We start from the raw sequence: 19,881 nt of genomic DNA, 5'->3' as shown, positions 1-19,881 counted from the left end.
CCTCGGCGCCGCCTACGACCAGCTGGCCGCCCTCGCGCCCTACGCGCCCCTGCTGCCCCCCCCGCCTCGCGCGTGTCAGCGGCGGGTGCCGCCGAGCTCCACGGCCGAGCAGCGCCAGCGCTGGTCGGTGCAGCGCTCCAGGCGGAAGGCGAGGGCGAGCAGCCGGTCGCCGGAGACGATCCGGGCGAAGGCCTCGATGACGCCGGGGGAGGGCCGGAACTCGTCGCAGTGCTTGACGGCGGGGCTGCGGCCCGGCGGGGCGGGCAGCAGGGGCGCGTAGGGCGCGAGGGCGGCCAGCTGGTCGTAGGCGGCGCCGAGGGTGTGGCCGAGCATCCAGTGGACCGGGCGCTGTCCGCTGAGGGTGAGCAGGAGCCGTTCGGCGAACCAGTAGCGCGGCAGGCGCTCGCGTTCGCGGCGGCGCGCGGCGGGGTCGGGGGCGGGGCGCCGGGAGTCGGTGCGCCGCGCGGGCGCGGTCCGGGCGGCGGGCCTGCCGGTGCGGGCAGCCGTCCTGTTGCCGGTGGTCCTGTTGATGCCGGTCCTCATGCTGGCCGCCCCCTCGTGGTGCCGGGCCCGGTGGATTACCGGGCGGTAGCTTTCGTCGGGTGATCTTCTAGGCGGTGGCGCAGGGCGGCAAGGACGGGGCCGCGGCCCGCGCCGGCCGCGTGCGATTCACCTATCCGGGCGACCCGGGGCCGGTGCGGGGCGGCCGGGCGGCTCACGGCGCGACCCACGGGACCGCGGGGCCGCCCGCGGGCGGCTCACCTGCACTTCGAAGGGGGACCCGCGCCCGTATGCTGACCTCACAACCGAAACGTCCCCAGGATCGAAGGAAAGCGGCGGTCATGCGCGTCTACGTCCCCTTGACCCTCCCCGGTCTCGCCGAGGCGCACAAGGCGGGAGTGCTGGGCCCGGCCCCGCTGGACGCCTTCGCCATCACCCCGGCCCTGCGCGAGTGGTACCGCTCCGACGACGTCGAGGAGCTGGAGTACGCGGCCCTGGGCCGGGCCGCCCAGGGCTCCCTGCGCCTGCTCGCCGCCGACCCGGACGCGGCCCGCCGCCGCGTGGTCGTCGCCGTCGACGTGCCCGAGGGCGCCGTGACCACCGACCCCGAGCGCGGGCTGGACCAGTCCGCCTACGGCGAGGTGCGGCTCTCGGAGGCGGTGCCGCTGGCCAAGGCCGCGGCCGTGCACGTCGACTCCGGCGACGCCGAGGAGGACGTCGCGGCGGCCGCCGCAGCGCTGGGCGCCGCGGACCGCGGTGACGACGACGCGCAGTTCACGGTCGACGGGGCGGAGGACCACGAGCTCATGTGGTTCGGCGTGCAGGAGATCCCCAACCTGATCTAGGGGCGCTGCGGTCCCGGGGCGGCGTTGTCACAGCCGCCCCGTACAGTTTTCCCATGGGGAAGCACGCGGCCCACATCGTGTGGGACTGGAACGGCACGCTCTTTCACGACGTCGACGCGGTGATAACGGCGACGAACGCCGCCTTCGCCGAGATCGGCCTGGAGTCGATCACGCTGGAGCGCTACCGCGCGCTGTACTGCGTCCCCATCCCGCGCTTCTACGAGCGGCTGATGGGCCGCCTCCCCACCGCCGCCGAGTGGGAGCACATGGACGGGGCCTTCCAGCGGCACTACCACGACCACCACCTGCGCTGCGGCCTGGCGGAGGGCGCCGAGAAACTGCTGGAGCACTGGCAGGACGGTGGCGGCACCCAGTCGATCATGTCGATGTACGGGCACGAGAACCTCCTGCCGCTGGTGCGCACCTTCGGCATCGAGCACAGATTCCTCCGCGTCGACGGCCGCACGGGCCCCTCCGGCGGCAGCAAGGCCGAGCACATGGCCCGCCACATCGCCGGCCTGGCGGCCGAGGGCATACCCGCGGCGCGCACGGTCGTCATCGGCGACGCCCTCGACGACGCGGTGGCGGCCGCCCACGTGGGCGCGCACGCCGTGCTCTACACGGGCGGCTCGCACGACCGGGCCGGGCTCACCGGAGCCGGAGTGCCCGTCGTCGACACGCTGGTGGAGGCCGTCGCGGAGGCGGAGCGTCTGACCGGCTGACCGCGCTGTCCATATCGTCAAAGATGCGGCCCGGGTTTTGTACACAAACCGCCGGTGACGCCTCCCGGGGGAAGAGCGATAGCCTTACGGGGTGATCAGCGCGATATCCAGCGGGGGCGACGGCGCCCCTGTCCTGCGCCCGGAGTGCCACGGCACCCGGGAAGCCGCTGGTCGCCCGGGCGGAGCGCAATCGGCCGAATCGGCCCGGATCGCTCCGGTCATCCCTCATTCCGGCATACCGTCGAAGACGACCGGAGACCCCGCGTCGCGGCGTGATGCCTTCACCACCTATGTCACGCAACGGCGCGCGACAGGAGCCAGAGGACATGCAGACCAAGCTGGACGAAGCCAAGGCAGAGCTGCTCGAGAGGGCGGCCCGCGTCGCTGAGAACAGCCCTGCCGGGGGGCAAGAACCGACCGGGCCGAAGGACGAGGCGGGACTCGACCGGGAGACCCTGACCGCGTACCTCCAGCGCTACTACCTGCACACGGCGCCGGAGGACCTCACGGGCCGCGACCCGGTCGACGTCTACGGCGCCGCGGTCTCGCACTACCGCCTCGCCGAGAACCGTCCGCAGGGCACGGCCAACGTCCGGGTGCACACCCCGACCGTCGAGGAGAACGGCTGGACGTGCAGCCACTCCGTCGTCGAGGTCGTCACCGACGACATGCCCTTCCTGGTCGACTCGGTCACCAACGAGCTCTCCCGCCAGGGCCGCGGCATCCACGTCGTGATCCACCCGCAGGTCATCGTGCGCCGTGACGTCACCGGCCGCCTGCTGGAGGTCCTCGGCTCCAACTGCGAAGCCCACGGCAGCGGCAAGGACGCCGTCCTGCCGCACGACGCCCTCACCGAGTCCTGGATCCACGTCGAGATCGACCGCGAGACCGACCGCGGCGACCTCAAGCAGATCACCGCCGACCTGCTGCGCGTCCTGTCCGACGTCCGCGAGGCCGTCGAGGACTGGTCCAAGATGCGCGACGCCGCGCTGCGCATCGCCGACGACCTGCCCGGCGAGCCCCTCCCCGGCGACGTCGCCCCCTCGGACACCACCGAGGCCGGCGAACTGCTGCGCTGGCTGGCCGCGGACCACTTCACCTTCCTCGGCTACCGCGAGTACGAGCTGACGAAGGTCGCCGCCGACGGCGGCGAGGAGGACGTGCTCAGCGCCGTCCCCGGCACCGGCCTCGGCATCCTGCGCTCCGACCCCCACCACGACGAGAAGCAGCGCGCGGGCGGCCCGCACTCGCACCTGCCGCGCCCGGCGTCCCCCTCCTTCAACCGGCTGCCGGCCGACGCCCGCGCCAAGGCCCGCGAGCACAAGCTGCTCGTCCTCACCAAGGCCAACAGCCGCGCCACGGTCCACCGCCCCTCCTACCTTGACTACGTCGGGGTGAAGAAGTTCGACGCCGACGGCAACGTGATCGGCGAGCGCCGCTTCCTCGGCCTGTTCTCCTCCGCCGCGTACACCGAGTCCGTGCGCCGCGTGCCCGTCGTCCGCCGCAAGGTCCAGCAGGTCCTCGCCGACGCCGGCTTCACGCCCGACAGCCACGACGGCCGCGACCTCCTGCAGATCCTGGAGACCTACCCGCGCGACGAGCTCTTCCAGATCTCGTCCGACCAGCTGCGCTCCATCGCCACCAGCGTGCTCTACCTCCAGGAGCGCCGCCGGCTGCGGCTGTACCTGCGCCAGGAGGAGTACGGGCGCTACTACTCGGCGCTGGTCTACCTCCCGCGCGACCGCTACACCACCGGCGTGCGGCTGCGCCTGATCGACATCCTCAAGGAGGAGCTCGGCGGCTCCAGCGTCGACTTCACCGCCTGGAACACCGAGTCGGTCCTCTCCCGGCTGCACTTCGTCGTCCGCGTCGAGACGGGCGCGACCCTGCGCGAGCTCACCGACGCCGACGCCGACCGCATCGAGGCCCGTCTGGTCGAGGCCGCCCGCTCCTGGGCGGACGGCTTCGCCGAGACGCTGACCGCCGAGGTCGGCGAGGAGCGCGCCGCCGAGCTGCTGCGCCGCTACGGCCAGGCCTTCCCCGAGGGCTACAAGGCCGACCACAGCCCCCGCAGCGCCGTCTCCGACCTCGGCCACCTGGAGAAGCTCACCGTCGCCGGAGGCGACCGCGACTTCGAGCTCAGCCTCTACGAGCCGGTCGGCGCGGGCCCCGGCGAGCGCCGCTTCAAGATCTACCGCACGGGCGAGCCGGTCTCGCTGTCCGCCGTGCTGCCGGTGCTCCACCGCCTCGGCGTCGAGGTCGTCGACGAGCGCCCGTACGAGCTGCGCTGCTCGGACCGCACCACCGCCTGGATCTACGACTTCGGTCTGCGGATGCCCGAGCGGATCGAGGGCGACGACGCCCGCATCCGCTTCCAGGAGGCCTTCGCGGCCGTGTGGACCGGCGCCGCGGAGAACGACAACTTCAACAACCTGGTGCTGCGCGCCGGCCTGGACTGGCGGCAGGCCATGGTGCTGCGCGCCTACGCCAAGTACCTCCGGCAGGCCGCCTGGCCGTTCAGCCAGGCGTACATGGAGGACACCCTCAGCAACAACGTCCACACCACCCGCCTGCTGGTCAACCTCTTCGAGGCCCGGATGTCGCCCGCGCTCCAGCGCGCCGGCAACGAGCTCATCGACGGCCTGCTGGAGGAGCTGGACGGCGCCCTGGACCAGGTCGCCAGCCTGGACGAGGACCGCATCCTGCGGGCCTTCCTCACGGTCATCAAGGCCACGCTGCGCACCAACCACTTCCAGCGCAACGCCGACGGCACGCCGCGCCCCTACCTGTCCCTCAAGCTCGACCCGCAGGCCATCCCCGAGCTGCCGGCGCCCCGCCCGGCCTTCGAGATCTGGGTGTACTCGCCGCGGGTGGAGGGCGTGCACCTGCGCTTCGGCAAGGTCGCGCGCGGCGGTCTGCGCTGGTCCGACCGGCGCGAGGACTTCCGCACCGAGATCCTCGGCCTGGTCAAGGCCCAGATGGTGAAGAACACCGTCATCGTGCCGGTGGGCGCCAAGGGCGGCTTCGTCGGCAAGCGCCTGCCCGACCCGTCGGTGGACCGCGACGCGTGGCTGGCCGAGGGCATCGCCTCGTACAAGACCTTCATCTCCGGCCTCCTCGACATCACCGACAACATGGTCGGCGGCGAGGTCGTGCCCCCGAAGGACGTCGTCCGCCACGACGAGGACGACACCTACCTCGTCGTCGCCGCCGACAAGGGCACCGCGACGTTCTCCGACATCGCCAACGAGGTCGCCCAGTCCTACGGCTTCTGGCTCGGCGACGCCTTCGCCTCCGGCGGCTCCGCGGGCTACGACCACAAGGGCATGGGCATCACCGCCCGCGGCGCCTGGGAGTCGGTCAAGCGCCACTTCCGCGAGCTGGGCCACAACACCCAGACGCAGGACTTCACGGTCGTCGGCGTCGGCGACATGTCCGGTGACGTCTTCGGCAACGGCATGCTGCTCTCCGAGCACATCCGCCTGGTGGCCGCCTTCGACCACCGCCACATCTTCATCGACCCGACCCCGGACGCGGCCGTCTCGTACGCCGAGCGGCGCCGCCTGTTCGAGCTGCCCCGCTCGTCCTGGGCGGACTACAACACCGAGCTGCTCTCCCAGGGCGGCGGCATCCACCCGCGCACCGCCAAGTCGATCCCGGTCAACGCGCACGTGCGCCAGGCCCTGGGCATCGAGGCGGGCGTCACCAAGATGACCCCCGCCGAGCTGATGAAGGCGATCCTGCGCGCCCAGGTCGACCTGCTGTGGAACGGCGGCATCGGCACGTACGTCAAGGCCTCCACCGAGTCCCACGCGGACGTCGGCGACAAGGCCAACGACGCCATCCGCGTGGACGGCCAGGACCTGCGCGTCAAGGTCGTCGGCGAGGGCGGCAACCTGGGCCTGACCCAGCTCGGCCGGATCGAGTTCGCCTCGAACGGCGGCCGGATCAACACCGACGCCATCGACAACAGCGCGGGCGTGGACACCTCCGACCACGAGGTGAACATCAAGATCCTGCTCAACGCGCTCGTCATCGACGGCGACATGACCGTCAAGCAGCGCAACAAGCTCCTCGCCGAGATGACCGACGAGGTCGGCGAGCTGGTCCTGCGCAACAACTACGCGCAGAACGTGGCCCTGGCCAACGCCGTGGAGCAGGCCCCCAGCCTCCTCCACGCCCACCAGCGGATCATGCGCCGCCTCGGCCGCGACGGCCACCTCGACCGGGCCCTGGAGTTCCTGCCCAACGACCGGCAGATCCGCGAGCGGCTCTCCGCGGGCCGCGGGCTGACCCAGCCGGAGCTGGCCGTCCTCCTCGCCTACATCAAGATCACCACGGCCGAGGAGCTGCTGGCCACCGGGCTGCCCGACGACCCGTACCTCGAGCGGCTGCTGCACGCCTACTTCCCGCAGGCGCTGCGCACCGGCTTCGCCGAGCAGGTCGACGCCCACGCCCTGAGCCGGGAGATCATCACCACCGTCCTGGTCAACGACACCGTCAACAGCGGCGGCTCGACCTTCCTGCACCGCCTGCGGGAGGAGACCGGCGCCTCGCTGGAGGAGATCGTCCGGGCGCAGACCGCCGCCCGCGCCATCTTCGAGCTGGGCTCCGTGTGGGACGCCGTCGAGGGCCTGGACAACGTGGTCGCGGCCGATGTGCAGACCCGCATCCGGCTGCACTCGCGGCGCCTGGTCGAGCGCGGCACCCGCTGGCTGCTCAACAACCGGCCGCAGCCGCTGGAGCTGGCCGGGACGATCGAGTTCTTCCACGACGGCGTGGCGACGGTCTGGGCGGAGCTGCCCAAGCTGCTCAAGGGCGCCGACATGGAATGGTGGCAGTCCATCCGGGACGAGCTGGTGGAGGCCGGCGTGCCGGACGAGCTGGCCGTGCGCGTGGCGGGCTTCTCCTCCGTCTTCCCGGCGCTGGACGTCGTCGCGGTCGCCGACCGCACCGGCAAGGAGCCGCTGGACGTGGCCGAGGTCTACTACGACCTCGGGGACCGGCTGCACATCACCCAGCTGATGGACCGGATCATCGAGCTGCCGCGCGCGGACCGCTGGCAGTCCATGGCCCGCGCCTCCATCCGCGAGGATCTGTACGCGGCCCACGCGGCGCTGACGGCCGACATCCTCTCGGTGGGCAACGGCTCCTCGACGCCGGAGCAGCGCTTCCAGGCCTGGGAGGAGAAGAACGCGGCGATCCTGAGCCGGGCGCGCAGCACGCTCGACGAGATCCACGGCTCGGACGCGTTCGACCTGGCCAACCTGTCGGTGGCCATGCGGACGATGCGCACGCTGCTGCGCACGCACAGCTGAGCGGTGTGCCGGAGCGCGCGCCCGGGCGGCTCGCCCGGGCCGTGCGCCGCGGTGAATTGACGCACGGCTGACGCCGGAGTGAACAAGGGACGGCCCTGGGGACAAATCCCCCGGGGTCGTCCTTTTGCCGTGCTATGAGGGACGGATGAAGGCCGTTTCCCGGTTGACGTCCGGGCCCTCCCCCGATGCCCTGCCCGTCGGCGCGCGCCGCGCCGCACCACCCCCGGCGCCCGCGCCCCCGCGCTACGAGGCCGCCCGCGCGGCGGCCCTCTACCTGGCGGTGTCGGCGGTCGGCTTCGCGGTGCTCCTGCTGGTGAGCCGCCACCTCGGGCGGGGCCCGGAGGCGTTGCTGCACCGGTGGGACAGCGGCAATTACCTGCACATCGCCGAGCACGGCTATCCGGGTGCGATCCCCTACGGTCCGGACGGCGAGCCGAAGTTCAGCAGGCTCGCGTTCTTCCCCCTGGTGCCCGGGCTGATCCGGGTGGTGCGGCTGGTGACGGGGCTGCCCGTGGTGTGGGCCGGGGTGGTGGTGGCGTGGACGGGTGCGGCGGTGGCCGCCGCGGGGGTGTTCCGGCTCGTGCGCGCCGTCGGCGGCAGACCGGGCGCCGGGTACGCGTGCGTGGCGCTGTGGGCCTGCTCGCCGTACGCGTTCGCGCTGTGGGTGCCGTACTCGGAGGGCGTGTTCAGCGCGGCCCTGATCTGGGCGCTGGTGGCCATACTGGCGCGGCGCTGGCTGACGGCGGCCGCGCTGTGCGTCGTGGCCGGGACGGTGCGGCCGAGCGCCACGGTGCTGGTCGGCACGGTGGTGCTGGCCGCCGGCTGGGAGCTGGTGCGGCGGCGGGGCGACTGGCGCGCCTGGGTGGCGCTGCTGACGGCGCCCCTGGGGCTGCTGGGGAGCTGGCTGTACCTGGGGAGCAAGGTGGGCCGGGTGGACGGCTGGTTCGAGGCGGAGCGGGCGTGGGGCCAGTCCTTCGACTTCGGCGTGGGCACCGCGCACGTGCTGAAGGGGATGCTGCTCTACCGGCACGCGGGCCGTGCGGGCGACCTGCAGTCCGCCGCGGTGATCGCGGTGGTGGTGCTGGGGGCGATCGGGGTGCTGGCCCTGGCGCGGGACCGGAAGGTGCCGTGGCAGCTGGTGGTGGCGGTCGCCGGGGCGTGGGTGCTGATGGTGGGGACGCCGGGTTCGCCGCTGTCCAAGCCGCGCTTCATGCTGCCGTTCCTGCCGGTTCTGCTGTTGTTGGCGGCCAGGCCGCTCGCGCGTGCTCCGCTTGGGGTGAGGGTGTGTCTCTACGGCGGGGGTGCGGTGGTCTCGGGGTGGTACGCGGCGGGGTTGCTGGTGCTGTTCGCGGGGTCGCCGTGAGGGGTGCCGGGCATCAGGGTCCGGAACACCCACGCGCGGTAGGACCAGAAGCGGAAGAGCGTGGCGGCGCCGATGCCCAGGAACTTGAAGAGGTTGTTCTGGAACGGGGTGTCCCAGCCGAAGGTGTACGTGGCCGCGTAGAGCACCCCGTTCTCGATGACCAGCCCGATGGCGCTGAAGGCGGCGAAGAGGGCGACCTGGCGGCCGCGGCGGCTCCTGTCGCGGTCGCGGTAGGCGAAGTGGCGCAGGCCCAGGTAGTTGAAGGCGATGGCGACCAGGGTCGCGATCACGCTGCAGCGCACCACCGGGAGGCCGGTGACCGTGCGGCAGAGGTTGAAGACCGCGAGGTTGACGACGATGCCGAGGCCGCCGACGGCGCCGAACTTGGCGAATTCCCGGCCGAGGGCCGCGAGCCCCGACGTCGCCGCTGGTCGCAAGGGTCGCAAGGGCCTCTCCCATTACGGTCGTCCCGGTATGGTCGCCACACAAAGCAGACATTTGCCGCAGAGAACTGATTGTAGTGTAAATTGCCGCAAAAACTGACACAGTGCAAAGATGACGGCGAGGACAGTGGCATGACAGAGGCGGTACTGCTCGTCGGCGGCAAGGGGACCCGGCTCCGGCCGCTCACCCTGAACACGCCGAAGCCGATGGTCCCGGCCGCCGGGGTGCCCTTCATCGCCCACCAGCTGGCCCGCGCCCGGGCGGCCGGCGTCGGCCATGTCGTCCTCGCCACCTCCTACCTCGCCGAGGTCTTCGAGCCCTACTTCGGTGACGGCTCCGCCCACGGCCTGCGCCTGACGTACGTCACCGAGAAGGAGCCGCTCGGCACCGGCGGTGCCATCCGCAGCGCCGCAAACGCCCTCACCACCGGCCCCCGCGGCCCCGTCCTCGTCTTCAACGGCGACGTCCTCACCGGACTGGACATCCGGGGCCTGCTGCGCCGCCACGAACGGGCCCGGGCGGACGTCACCCTGCACCTGACCAGAGTGGCCGACCCCCGGGCCTTCGGTCTCGTCACCACCGACACCGACGGGCGCGTCCTGGCCTTCACCGAGAAGCCCGGCCGGCCCGAGGAGATCGTCACCGACCAGATCAACGCCGGCGTCTACGTCTTCCGCCGCGACGTCATCGACTCCATCCCCGCCGACCGCCCGGTCTCCGTCGAGCGCGAGACCTTCCCCGGCCTGCTGGCCTCCGGGGCGCTGCTGCACGGCGTGGCCGACGCCTCGTACTGGCTGGACCTCGGCCGCCCCGCCTCCTTCGTCCAGGCGTCGGCCGACCTCGTCCGCGGGGTCGTCCGCTCGCCCGCCGTCCCCGGCGAACCGGGCGAGCACCTGGTGCTGCCCGGCGCCCGCGTCGAGGCGGGGGCCCGCCTGTCCGGCGGGACCGTCATCGGCGCCGGTGCGCACGTCGAGGCCGGTGCGGACGTCGACGGATCCGTCGTGCTGGACGGCGCGCACATCGCGGCCGGTACCCGGATCCGCGCCAGCATGATCGGCCGGGACGCACGGATCGGCCCGCGCACCGCCCTCGACGGCGTGGTGATCGGCGACCGCGCGGAGGTCGGCGCCGACAACGAACTGTGCGACGGCGCCCGCGTCTGGTGCGGCACGGTCATCCCCGACGCGGCCATCCGCTTCTCCGCCGCCTGACGCCGGTCCGGCCCCCCGCAGTCCCCGCAGTCCCCGCACCTCGCAGTCCCCCTGCAGTTCCCTTGCCGACGAACCCACGAGGACCGAGCCCATGAGCGCACCCCGCACCCCCGCCGCGTCGCCCCCGCTGCCCGCCGAATGGGGCAGCACCGCGACGACCGTCGTCATGCCCACCTACAACGAGGCGGCGAACCTGGCCACCATGGCGGAGGCGCTCATGGCCCTGCCGCTCGAAGGCCTGCGGCTGCTGGTCGTCGACGACAGCAGCCCCGACGGCACCGGGGCCATCGCCGAACAGCTGGCCGAGAAGTACAACGAACCCGGCCGGACCCGGATGGGCGTCCTGCACCGCACTGCCAAGGACGGGCTCGGCCGCGCCTACGCCGCCGGCATGACCCGGGCCGTCGCCGAAGGCGCCTCCTACGTCCTGCAGATGGACGCCGACGGAAGCCACCCCGCGGAGAAGGTCCCCGAGCTGCTCGGGGTCGCCCTCGCCACCGGCGCCGACGTCGTCGTCGGCAGCCGCTACGTGCCCGGCGGCTCTCTCTCCGACGCGTGGGGCGCTCACAGAAAGGCCCTCTCCCGCTGGGCCAACGTCTATGCCGGCACGATCCTGGGCACCCGCGTCCGGGACATCACCGGCGGCTTCAACCTCTGGTCCGCCGCCGCCCTGAACGCCATCGACCTGGAGACCGTCGACAGCGCCGGCTACAGCTTCCAGGTGGAGATGAAGTACCGCGCGCTGAAGGCCGGGCACACCGTCATGGAGGTGCCCATCCACTTCGAGGACCGCACCGCCGGCGAGTCGAAGATGAACCTGGCCGTCCAGCTCGAATCGGTGGTCATGCCGTGGCGGCTGCGCACGAGGTCGGCCCGTGCTTCCGGCCGTCGTCCCCGCTGAGCGGGCGGGCCCGCCCGCCCCTCCCGCACGGCAGCGGCCCGCCTGCCCGCTGCCGCCGCCGTCCTGCTGCTGGCCGTCCTCCTGCTGCTGATGACCGTACGGCTGCCCTGGTCCGGCGACCTCGGCATGCACGCCGCCGTCCTCGAACGGCTGCGCGCCGACCCCCTCCACCCCGGCAACCCCCTGGTCGACGCCCGGACCCCGAGCCCCTACTACTCACCGTGGACGCTCCTGCTCGCCCTCACCGGATCGGCCACCGGCTGGGGCACCTTCACCGTGCTGCGCCTGGGAGCGCTCGCGGCCCTCGCCCTCCTCGGCACCGGTGTCCACGCCTTCGTGCGGACGTTCACGCGCAGCAGGACAGCGGTGCTGCTGGCGGTGCTGTGCCTGCTCCTGCTGTACGGAGTGAGGCTTTTCGCCTGGAGCGGTGTCCTGGGGCTCACCTCGATCTCGCTCACTCTCGCCTATCCGAGCACCTTCGCCTTCGGCATGGCCTTCCACCTGTGGGCGCTGCTGCGGCGCGCCCCGGCCGCCGACCGGGGGACCGCGGCCTTCCTGGGGCTCGGGCTGCTGCTCGCCGCGACCCTGCTCACCCATCAGTTCACGGGCGCCGTCGCGGTGCTCGGGGCCGCCGCGGTGATGCTCGGCGCGCGCCCGTGGCCCGGCCGGGCGGTGTGGCTGCGGGCGGCCGCCGCGTGCGCCCTGGCCGCGGCGGTGCTCGCCTGCTGGCCGTACTACGCGTTCTTCTCCCTGCTCGGGACGGGCGGCCTGGACGCCATCCACCGGCCGCTCTACGACCACCTCCCGACGAAGTTCTGCCTGACCGGCCTCGGCGCGGCCGCGCTCGTGCTGCGGGCCCGCCGCGACCGCCGCGACCCGCTGGTGATCTTCTTCCTGCTGGGGCTTGCCGTCTTCGCGGCCGGCGGCCTGAGCGGCCATCAGGCGTGGGGCCGGATCCTGCCGGCCGTCCTCGTCCCCGCCCAGCTCGCCCTCGCCCTGGAGGCGGTCACCGGCGGCCGCCGCACCCGGGCGGTGCTGCTCCCCCTGACGGGCGTCGCCCTGTTGGCGGGCGCGTGGACGCAAGCGGGGGTGCTCACGTACGTCCTGCGCCCCCAGGCCCTGCCGCCCGTCCTGCGCCACCTCCACACCGTCGCCCTCTGGCCGTCGTTCACCTGGGCGGCGCGGGAAGTGCCCGCAGGGCAGACGGTGATGACCGACAACTACTACGCGCTGCGGATGCTGCCCGCCTACGGGCCGTACACCGTCGCCCCCGCCTATCCCGACGTCTTCCTTCCCGACGCGGCACGACGCCGCGCCGCCACACGCCGCTACTTCGCCCCGGCAGCCCCCCGGGCCGAGCGGCTCGCCATCCTCAAGGAGTACCGCGTGCGCTGGGTCCTGCAGAAGAACGGTGGCCCGGGCCTGGCCGAGGGGGATCCCGCCCTGCGCCGGACCGTCCCGGGCCCGGCCGGCTTCGTCCTCGCCGAGGTCACGCCGTGAGCCCGAGAGGCCCTGCGACCCCCGTGAGCCCCGCGAGCCCCGTGAGCGCTGCGAGTCGCCCCGACGCCCTCGGGCGGTGGCTGCGGGGGCGGGCGCCGTGGCCGGTGCTGCTCGCCGCGCTGCTGGTGCTCGCGCTGGACGTCGTGCGCGTGGTGCAGGGGGCGCGGATGCCGGGGATAGACAACGCGGTTGTCGTGCGGGCGGCCAGGGCGCTGCTCGACGGCGGGTCGCCGTACGCGGACAAACGGTTCCTCTATCTGCCGGGCGGGGTGTTCACCGCGGTCCCCGAGACCGTTTTCGGCAACGAAGCGCTGGCGAGGGCGGTGCCCGTCGCCACCGCGCTGTTCGTCCTCGCCGGGGTGGCGCTCGCCCTGCGGATCTTCGGGGTGCGGGCCGACAGCCGCCTCGCGGCGGGCGTCGTCGCGGCGCTCGGCGTCTTCGAGCCCTTCCACGGCGTCGTCTACCTCGGCAACTGGACGGCCCTGTCCGCCGTCGCCTTCCCCGCCGCCCTGCTGCTCGCCCGTCACGGGCGCTGGTGCGCGGCCGGAGCCGTGGTGGGAGCGGCGATAGCGCTGAAGCCGATGCTCGTGCCGCTGCTCCTGCTGTTCGTGCTCGCCCGGCGGTGGCGGGCGCTGGCCTGGGCCGTGGGCGTCCCCGCCGCGGTCTCCCTGGCGGCGGCCCTGGCCATGCCGCGGCCCGGGCTGTTCTTCACCCGGACGCTGCCGTTCCTGCTGCACGGCCAGGACGCGTACGCCCGCCCGTTCGACGCCGCCTGGCCGTCGGTGCTGCCGCGGCTCGGAGTGCCGCAGCCCCTGGCCCTCGCGCTCGCGGCCGCCGCCGCGCTCGCGGTGCTGCTGTGCGCCCGGTGGCGGTGGCGGTCCGGCGGCGATCCCGCCCTGCGGCTGGTGGAGTGCGCGTCGCTGCTGATGCTCGCGGCGTTTTTGGTGTCCAGGCCCTCGTTCCAGCACTACATGCTCGTGGTGCTGCCCTCGCTCGCCGCGTCGCTGGTGGTGCGCGCCGCCGCGGCGCGCTCGGTGTGGCTGTGGCTGCCGCTGCTGCCGGAGGTCGCCGGGGTCTCGTGGCCGCACCTGGAGACGGCCCGCAGGCACGCCTTCCGCGACGTCGTCCTGATCACCGGCGTGACCGCGGCCCTGGCCCTGCACGCCTGGCGCACCCGCTCGGACCCCTCGCGGGAGGTGACTGTCAGTGCTCGCGTCTACGCTTTGAGTAATCGCGAATCCGTCCGCGCGGATGGCGGGCCGCCCGAGCGTGCCCGCGATGCGCCGGACCGCACCGAGACGAGGTGACCGTGAACCGCACGCCCGCCCCCGGCCCCGACGTCAGCGTCGTCGTGATCGTCCACAACGACGCCGACCGCCTGCCGCGCGCCGTGCGCTCGGTCCTCGCCCAGTCCCTGCGCAACCTCGAACTGATCATCGTCGACGACTGCTCGACGGACGGCACCTTCGCGGCCGCCGAGCGCCTCACCACAGCCGATCCCCGGGCGCGGCTCATCCGGCTGCCCGTCAACAGCGGCGGCTGCGGCGCCCCGCGCAACGCCGGGATCGACGCGGCCCGCGCCCCCCACCTCATGTTCCTCGACAGTGACGACGAACTGCCCTACCACGCCTGCAAATCCCTGCTGCTCACCGCCGAGGAGACCGGCGCCGACCTCGTCACCGGCGAGGTCACGCGGCTCTTCGAGGAGACCGGCACCACCGGCCTGTGGTACCCCGAGCTCTTCGGGGACGTGCGCGTGGTGCACGGCATCCGCTCCGCACCCGAGTTCTTCCTCGACCACCTCTCCACCAACAAGCTCTACCGCGCGGACTTCCTCGCCCGCCACGGCCTCCGCTTCCCGGAGGACATGCACTACGAGGACCAGCTCTTCACCGCCCGCGCCCTCACCCTCGCCCGCACCTTCGCCGTCGTCCCCTGGCCCGTCTACACCTGGCGGCTCGCGGCCGACCCCGCCACGCTCTCCATCTCCTCCAGCCGCCACAAGCTGCGCAACGCCGTCGACCGCATCAAGGCCGCCCGGCTCATCGACGCCTTCCTCGAGGAATCGGGCAACGCCGCCCTGCGGCCCGCGAAGGACGAGAAGTTCCTCCGCCACGACTTCCGCCTCTACCTCGGCGACCTGCCCTTCCGCGACCCCGAGTGGATCGCCGGCTTCGCCGCCGCCGTGAAGCCGTACCTGGCGGAGATCGCCCCCGAGGCCCTCGCCGCGATGCCCCGCGAACAGCAGATCTGCCAGTTCCTGCTGTGCGCCGGGCGCTACGAGGAAGCCGCCGAGTGCGCCCGCACCCTCGACCGGCCCCGGCTCGCCCCCCGCCACGTCGTCCGCGAAGCCGGCCGCACCTACTGGGGCCTGGCCCTGCCGCTCAACGCCGAGGAGGCCGCCGGACTCGACATCACCGCCTGGCGCCTGGACGACCAGCCCTTCACCGCCGGCCCCCTGCGCCACGAAGTGACCGAAGTCCTCCCCGAAGGGCCGCTCCTGAGGATCCGGCTGCGCACCTACGACCCGGCCCTGCTGCTCACCGCTCCGAGCCCGGTCGGCGCCGAGCTGCGCATCGCCACCACCGGCGAGCCGCTGGCCGCACCCTTCGTGTACGACCCCGCCACGCCCGGCGAGGGCGGCCGCTTCGCCTACCGCACCGCCGAGGCCGTCCTGGACCTGCGCCGCATCCCCCACGGCCCCAAGGGCTTCCGCGGCCGCAGACACCCCGTCGTCGTCCTCGAACGCCTCGGCCTCACCCGCACCGACCCGCTGCTGGCCCCCGCGGGCCTCACCGCGCTGCGGGCGAGGATCCCCCAGCGCGGCCCCCTCGCCGCCCACACCGTGCGCGTGGCCTGCGAAGGGCACGGAGCCGGCCGGCTGGAGCTGTCCTGGGAGCGCGCCGGCGCCCTCGGCCGGGCCGAGGCCGCCGCCGGGCAGCTGCAGCCCGTCCGGCGCGGCGTCCAGCGCCTCACCCGCCGCGTCACCGGCCCCCGCATCAAGGCCCTCACCTACCACGAGCTGCAGAAACTGCCCGTGGACGAAGACCTCGTCGTCTTCGAGGCCCTGGAAGGCCGCGGCTACGCCGACAGCCCCCGCGCCCTCCACGAGGAGCTGCAGCGGCGCGGCCTGCCCCTGCGCGCCGTCTGGTCCTACTCCGGCAACCGCTCCTCCTACCCCGAAGGGCTCCCGCTGGTCCGCCGCGGCAGCTGGGAGTACGTCCACGCCCTCGCCCGCGCCCGCTACTGGGTGGACTCCCACGGCTTCCCCACGCTCTACGGCAAGCGCCCCGCCACCCGCTATCTGCAGACCTGGCACGGACAGGCCTTCAAACACATGGGCTTCGACGTTCCCGAACTGCGGCTGGCCGGCCCCGAGCGGCGGCGGCGCCACCAGGAGACGATCGACCGCTGGGACGCCCTCATCGCCCCCAGCGAGGAGTTCGAGCGCACGTTCGTCCGCGCCAACGGGTACACGGGCGAGCTCCTGCGCACCGGCCTGCCCCGCAACGACGACCTCGTCCTGTGGGACGACCCCGCCCGTCGCGAGCGCGCCGCCGCCACCCTCGAACGCCTGCAGATCCCCGACGGCCGCCGCGTCCTGCTCTACGCCCCCACCTTCCGCGACGGCGCGCGCGGCAGCGGCGAATCCGTCCGGGCCGACCTCGCCGAGCTCGTGCGCTACCTCGGCGAGGAATGGACCATCGTCGTCCGCCCGCACTACTACGAGCGGTACACCGTCCCCCGCGAGCTCGGCCACGCCGTGCGCGACGGACGCGACTTCCCCGACCTCAACGACCTCCTGCTCGCCTCCGACGTCCTCCTCACGGACTACTCGTCGGTGATGTTCGACTACGCCAACCTCGGCCGCCCGATCCTCTTCCTCACCGACGACTACGAGCACTACCGCGCCACCGCCCGCGGCACCTACTACGACCTGCCCGACATCGCACCCGGCCCGATGCTCACCACGACCGACCAGCTCGTCGCCGCCCTGCGGGACCTGAAGGCGGTGCAGGAGGAGTGGGCCGGGGCCTACGCCCGCTTCCGGGAGCGCTTCAACCCCTACGAGACGGGGAAGTCCAGCGAGACCGTCGTGGACCTGTTCTTCGCGGGCGCCCTCACAGGGGGCGAGGACCGGTGAAGCGCAACCTCTTCCTCGTCGGGATCGACGTCGACTCCATGGGCGGCTCGCAGCGCGTCCTGCACACGCTCGCCCAGGGCTTCGCCGAGCGCGGCCACCGCGTCGAGCTCATCGGCATCCGCCCCAGCCCGGAGCCCCACGCCTTCCACACCGACCCCGCCTACCGCCGCACCACCCTCTACCGCACCCCGCCCCCGCCCGCCTGGCGCGCGGCCTCCTTCGCCGAGCGGCTGAGCCCCGCGCGGCTGCGGTCGGCGCGCGCCGAGCGGCAGGAACGGGAACGGGCGCGGGAGCGGCTGGCCCGCCGCTTCGGCGCCGTCCGCGACGGCATGGTCGTCATCGGCTCGCCCTGGGCGGCGGTCTGGCTGCAGGCGGTCGAGCGGTCCCACCTGAAGGGCATCGGGCAGTACCACGAGTCCTTCCAGCAGGCCTGCACCTCCGAGAACCTCCAGCTGATCCTGCGGCACTACCCGGCCCTCGAGAAGGCGGTGTTCCTCAGCGAGCAGGACGCCGCCGAGTTCCGTCGCCGGCGGCTGCCCAACGCCGCCGTCCTGCCCAACCCGCTGCCCTTCGCCCCCGAGGGCCGGGCGCCCCTGGACACCCGGCGCGTGGGAGCGGTCGGCCGGCTGGAGCCCGTCAAACGCCTCGACCGGCTCCTCGACGCCTTCGCCGAGGCCGCCGCCGCGCACCCCGGCTGGGAGCTCCACCTCTTCGGCGACGGGCCGCAGGAGCCGGAGCTGCGCGCCCGGGCCGAGCGCCTGGGCATCGCCGCGCGGGTCCGCTTCCGCGGCAGCGTGCGGGACATGGCCGCCGCCTACCGCGAGCTTTCCGTCCTCGCCCTCACCAGCGAGCGCGAAGGGCGCCCCATGGCGCTCGCCGAGGCGTCCGCACTCGGCGTCCCCTGCGTGAGCTTCGACTTGTCGGGCGGCGTCCGCGAGCTGGTCCGCCACGGCCGGACGGGCACGCTCGTGCCCTCCGGCGACGTGGAGGGCTTCGCCGCCGCGCTCGGGGAGCTCATGGGGGACGGCGCCCTGCGCGAGCGGTACGGGGGCGCTGCGCGCGAGCACGTCGCGCCGTTGCGGCTGCCGGACGTGCTCGACCGGTGGGAGGCGCTGTTCGAGGAGATCGAGCGGTAGGCGATGGCAGGGGGGAGCGGGGGAGTATGGGCGTGAAGGCCGACTGCGGGTGGACTGTGGCCGGTCGCGCAGTTCCCCGCGCCCCTTTTGGGGTGGGGCTAGCTGCGGCGGGTTACCGACCATGCGCCGCGGGCGCCCGAGGCCAGGCGCAGTGCCAGCGAGCCGTTCACCGTGGCGTAGGGGCGGGCCAGCAGGACGCCGTGACGCAGGCTCGGGAGCGCCGCGCGGTGGAGGCCGCCGCCCACGGCCCGTACGGTCGTGCGGAAGGCCCCGCCCGCGCACTGCACCCGTACGCGCACGTCCCACGTCTGCGGCGGGGGCGCGCCGTCGCGGCGGTCGCGCCCCGCGAGCACGGACAGCGGCAGGACGACGCGCGCCGTCCACGCCGCGCCCTCGTCGGTCAGCGGCACGGCCCGCCGCAGCACCGGCCCGCCGTCCCTGCGGCGCAGCTCGACCTCCGCGGCCTCCGGCCGGATGGTGGCCAGCCGCCCGTAGAGGTCGTGGACGCGCAGCCGCAGCCGGGCGCGGGGCCGGGCCGTAAGGCGCAGTTCGGCGTCCACGGTCACCGGCAGGTGGTGCGGCGGCACGGCCTCCGGTCCGAGGACGCCGTCCAGCGCGGCCCCGGGCAGGTCCGCCGCCCAGACGGGCACGGCGTCGTCCTGCGCGTACGGCGGCAGCAGCCGGGCGGGCCGGGCGGCGAGCTGGGCCAGCCGTCCCAGGTCCCGGGGGGCCTCCGCGGCCAGCACCACCCGGGCGATCCAGCGGGCCGGCGGCCGGGCGGCGCTCAGCTCGGCCTCCTCGTAGCCGGAGAGGTAGCCGCGGGTCACCCGCCACCACGCGTGCCGGTATCCGGCGCTGCGCAGGGGCAGTTCGCGCACGTACATCCGCAGGTCGTGGTCGAGGAACTTCACCCGGGCGGCGCGGGCAAGGGGCTTGCTGCCCGCGTCGAGGAAGACGTCGACGCTGCGCCGGTGGGCGGCCACGCGCGCCTGCCAGTTGGCGATGCGCTCGCGGTCCAGGGAGAGGGAGGGCGCGGTGGCGTCGCGCCGCACGTGCCAGATGTAGACGGTGTCGGTGACGGTCGCCACGCGCGGCGCGGCCGCCATCACCCGGGCCGTGAAGACGAAGTCCTCGTAGAGGAAGCGGCCTTCGGGGAAGGCGATGCCGTGCTCGGCGAGGAAGTCCCGCTCGTAGAGCTTGTTGACGCACAGGGTGTCGCGCAGGAGCGCCGGGCGGGCCTCGGGGCTGCTGTGCACGGCGGCCCGCCGGTAGAGGGCGGGCTGCCAGCCGGTGTCACGCCGCTGGGGGAGTTCGCGGCGCACGCACAGACCCGCCGCCACGGGGGCGCGGTGGCGCAGCGCGGCGCCGAGGAGGGCGTCGACGGCGCCTTCGGGCAGGGTGTCGTCGCTGTCGAGGAACATCAGGTACGGGGCCGTGGCGGCCCGTACGCCGTCGTTGCGGGGGGTGCCGCAGCCGCCGCTGTTGGCCGCGCGGTGGATGACGCGCAGGCGGGGGTCGCTGTCGGCCAGCTCGTCGAGGATCGCGGCGGTGCCGTCGGTGGAGGCGTCGTCGACGGCGATGACCTCGGCGACGGCCGGCCCCTGGGCGAGTGCGGAGCGGACGGCGTCGCGGATGTGGGCGGCGTCGTTGAACCCGATGACGATGACGCCGACCTGCGCGGGGGGCAGGGTTCCGCTCTCGTTCACTGTCACGAAAGACAGTTTTACCGATGAATATGTATAAAGCGGGTCATTGGGAAGTCCGGGTGTGGCCGGGTCTCCGGCGGGAGCCCGGCC

13 protein-coding genes are annotated in these 19,881 nt (G+C 73.7%); 10 read left to right on the top strand and 3 right to left on the bottom strand.

Going from position 1 to position 19,881, the window contains the following annotated elements; genetic code table 11:
• Nucleotides 1-75 precede the first annotated feature (75 nt).
• Nucleotides 76-543 carry an Rv3235 family protein gene (locus tag ACSNOG_RS25335; protein WP_436755009.1) on the bottom strand — a complete coding sequence of 156 codons (468 nt, stop codon included), beginning with the start codon at nucleotides 541-543 and terminating at the stop codon, nucleotides 76-78.
• A gap of 299 nt (nucleotides 544-842) precedes the next feature.
• Here ACSNOG_RS25335 and ACSNOG_RS25330 point away from each other — a divergent pair, with 299 nt between their 5' ends.
• The 4 genes from ACSNOG_RS25330 (at nucleotide 843) to ACSNOG_RS25315 (ending at nucleotide 8,749) form a co-directional block, all read left to right on the top strand.
• Nucleotides 843-1,346 (top strand): DUF6912 family protein, encoded by a 504-nt coding sequence (locus tag ACSNOG_RS25330; RefSeq protein ID WP_436755008.1) that lies wholly within the window; start codon nucleotides 843-845, stop codon nucleotides 1,344-1,346.
• 53 nt (nucleotides 1,347-1,399) lie between these two features.
• Nucleotides 1,400-2,068, top strand: coding sequence for an HAD family hydrolase (locus tag ACSNOG_RS25325; RefSeq protein ID WP_436755007.1), 669 nt, complete (start codon nucleotides 1,400-1,402; stop codon nucleotides 2,066-2,068).
• A 326-nt stretch (nucleotides 2,069-2,394) separates the two neighbouring features.
• Nucleotides 2,395-7,386: an NAD-glutamate dehydrogenase gene (locus ACSNOG_RS25320; RefSeq protein ID WP_436755006.1), complete on the top strand. Its 4,992-nt coding sequence runs from the start codon at nucleotides 2,395-2,397 to the stop codon at nucleotides 7,384-7,386.
• Nucleotides 7,387-7,531: 145 nt separating this feature from the next.
• A complete protein-coding gene (locus tag ACSNOG_RS25315) occupies nucleotides 7,532-8,749 on the top strand; it encodes a hypothetical protein (RefSeq protein ID WP_436755005.1) in 1,218 nt (405 codons plus the stop codon).
• Here the strand turns inward: ACSNOG_RS25315 and ACSNOG_RS25310 are convergent.
• Nucleotides 8,677-9,195 carry a GtrA family protein gene (locus tag ACSNOG_RS25310; protein WP_436755004.1) on the bottom strand — a complete coding sequence of 173 codons (519 nt, stop codon included), beginning with the start codon at nucleotides 9,193-9,195 and terminating at the stop codon, nucleotides 8,677-8,679. The genes ACSNOG_RS25315 and ACSNOG_RS25310 overlap by 73 nt on opposite strands.
• A 129-nt stretch (nucleotides 9,196-9,324) precedes the next feature.
• On the opposite strand from ACSNOG_RS25310, the gene ACSNOG_RS25305 reads away from it, so the two are divergent.
• From ACSNOG_RS25305 to ACSNOG_RS25280, 6 genes are all read left to right on the top strand, one after another.
• Nucleotides 9,325-10,404 (top strand): sugar phosphate nucleotidyltransferase, encoded by a 1,080-nt coding sequence (locus tag ACSNOG_RS25305; protein ID WP_436755003.1) that lies wholly within the window; start codon nucleotides 9,325-9,327, stop codon nucleotides 10,402-10,404.
• A gap of 91 nt (nucleotides 10,405-10,495) precedes the next feature.
• A complete protein-coding gene (locus ACSNOG_RS25300) occupies nucleotides 10,496-11,305 on the top strand; it encodes a polyprenol monophosphomannose synthase (RefSeq protein WP_436755002.1) in 810 nt (269 codons plus the stop codon).
• Nucleotides 11,306-11,395: 90 nt separating this feature from the next.
• A complete protein-coding gene (locus tag ACSNOG_RS25295) occupies nucleotides 11,396-12,805 on the top strand; it encodes a hypothetical protein (RefSeq protein WP_436755001.1) in 1,410 nt (469 codons plus the stop codon).
• 41 nt (nucleotides 12,806-12,846) lie between these two features.
• On the top strand, nucleotides 12,847-14,112 hold the full coding sequence (locus tag ACSNOG_RS25290; protein ID WP_436755000.1) for a glycosyltransferase 87 family protein: 1,266 nt from the start codon (nucleotides 12,847-12,849) through the stop codon (nucleotides 14,110-14,112).
• A 2-nt stretch (nucleotides 14,113-14,114) separates the two neighbouring features.
• Nucleotides 14,115-16,949, top strand: coding sequence for a bifunctional glycosyltransferase/CDP-glycerol:glycerophosphate glycerophosphotransferase (locus ACSNOG_RS25285; protein WP_436754999.1), 2,835 nt, complete (start codon nucleotides 14,115-14,117; stop codon nucleotides 16,947-16,949).
• Nucleotides 16,946-18,085 (top strand): glycosyltransferase, encoded by a 1,140-nt coding sequence (locus tag ACSNOG_RS25280; protein ID WP_436754998.1) that lies wholly within the window; start codon nucleotides 16,946-16,948, stop codon nucleotides 18,083-18,085. The genes ACSNOG_RS25285 and ACSNOG_RS25280 overlap by 4 nt, the downstream gene beginning before the upstream one ends.
• Before the next feature lie 98 nt (nucleotides 18,086-18,183).
• Here ACSNOG_RS25280 and ACSNOG_RS25275 read toward each other — a convergent pair whose 3' ends face one another.
• A complete protein-coding gene (locus ACSNOG_RS25275) occupies nucleotides 18,184-19,797 on the bottom strand; it encodes a glycosyltransferase family 2 protein (protein WP_436754997.1) in 1,614 nt (537 codons plus the stop codon).
• Nucleotides 19,798-19,881 lie beyond the last annotated feature (84 nt).

The organism is Streptomyces sp. URMC 124 (genome assembly GCF_051386455.1).
Taxonomy (GTDB): Bacteria; Actinomycetota; Actinomycetes; order Streptomycetales; family Streptomycetaceae; genus Streptomyces.
Note: the sequence above shows the minus strand (reverse complement) of the source record. Positions and strands in the feature narration are given on the sequence as shown.

Coding starts and splice junctions, on each gene's coding strand:
- ACSNOG_RS25325 (WP_436755007.1), top strand. CDS start 1,400: ATGGGGAAGCACGCGGCCCACATCGTGTGGGACTGGAACGGCACGCTC.
- ACSNOG_RS25295 (WP_436755001.1), top strand. CDS start 11,396: ATGACCGTACGGCTGCCCTGGTCCGGCGACCTCGGCATGCACGCCGCC.
- ACSNOG_RS25335 (WP_436755009.1), bottom strand. CDS start 543: ATGAGGACCGGCATCAACAGGACCACCGGCAACAGGACGGCTGCCCGC.
- ACSNOG_RS25330 (WP_436755008.1), top strand. CDS start 843: ATGCGCGTCTACGTCCCCTTGACCCTCCCCGGTCTCGCCGAGGCGCAC.
- ACSNOG_RS25300 (WP_436755002.1), top strand. CDS start 10,496: ATGAGCGCACCCCGCACCCCCGCCGCGTCGCCCCCGCTGCCCGCCGAA.
- ACSNOG_RS25305 (WP_436755003.1), top strand. CDS start 9,325: ATGACAGAGGCGGTACTGCTCGTCGGCGGCAAGGGGACCCGGCTCCGG.
- ACSNOG_RS25315 (WP_436755005.1), top strand. CDS start 7,532: ATGAAGGCCGTTTCCCGGTTGACGTCCGGGCCCTCCCCCGATGCCCTG.
- ACSNOG_RS25320 (WP_436755006.1), top strand. CDS start 2,395: ATGCAGACCAAGCTGGACGAAGCCAAGGCAGAGCTGCTCGAGAGGGCG.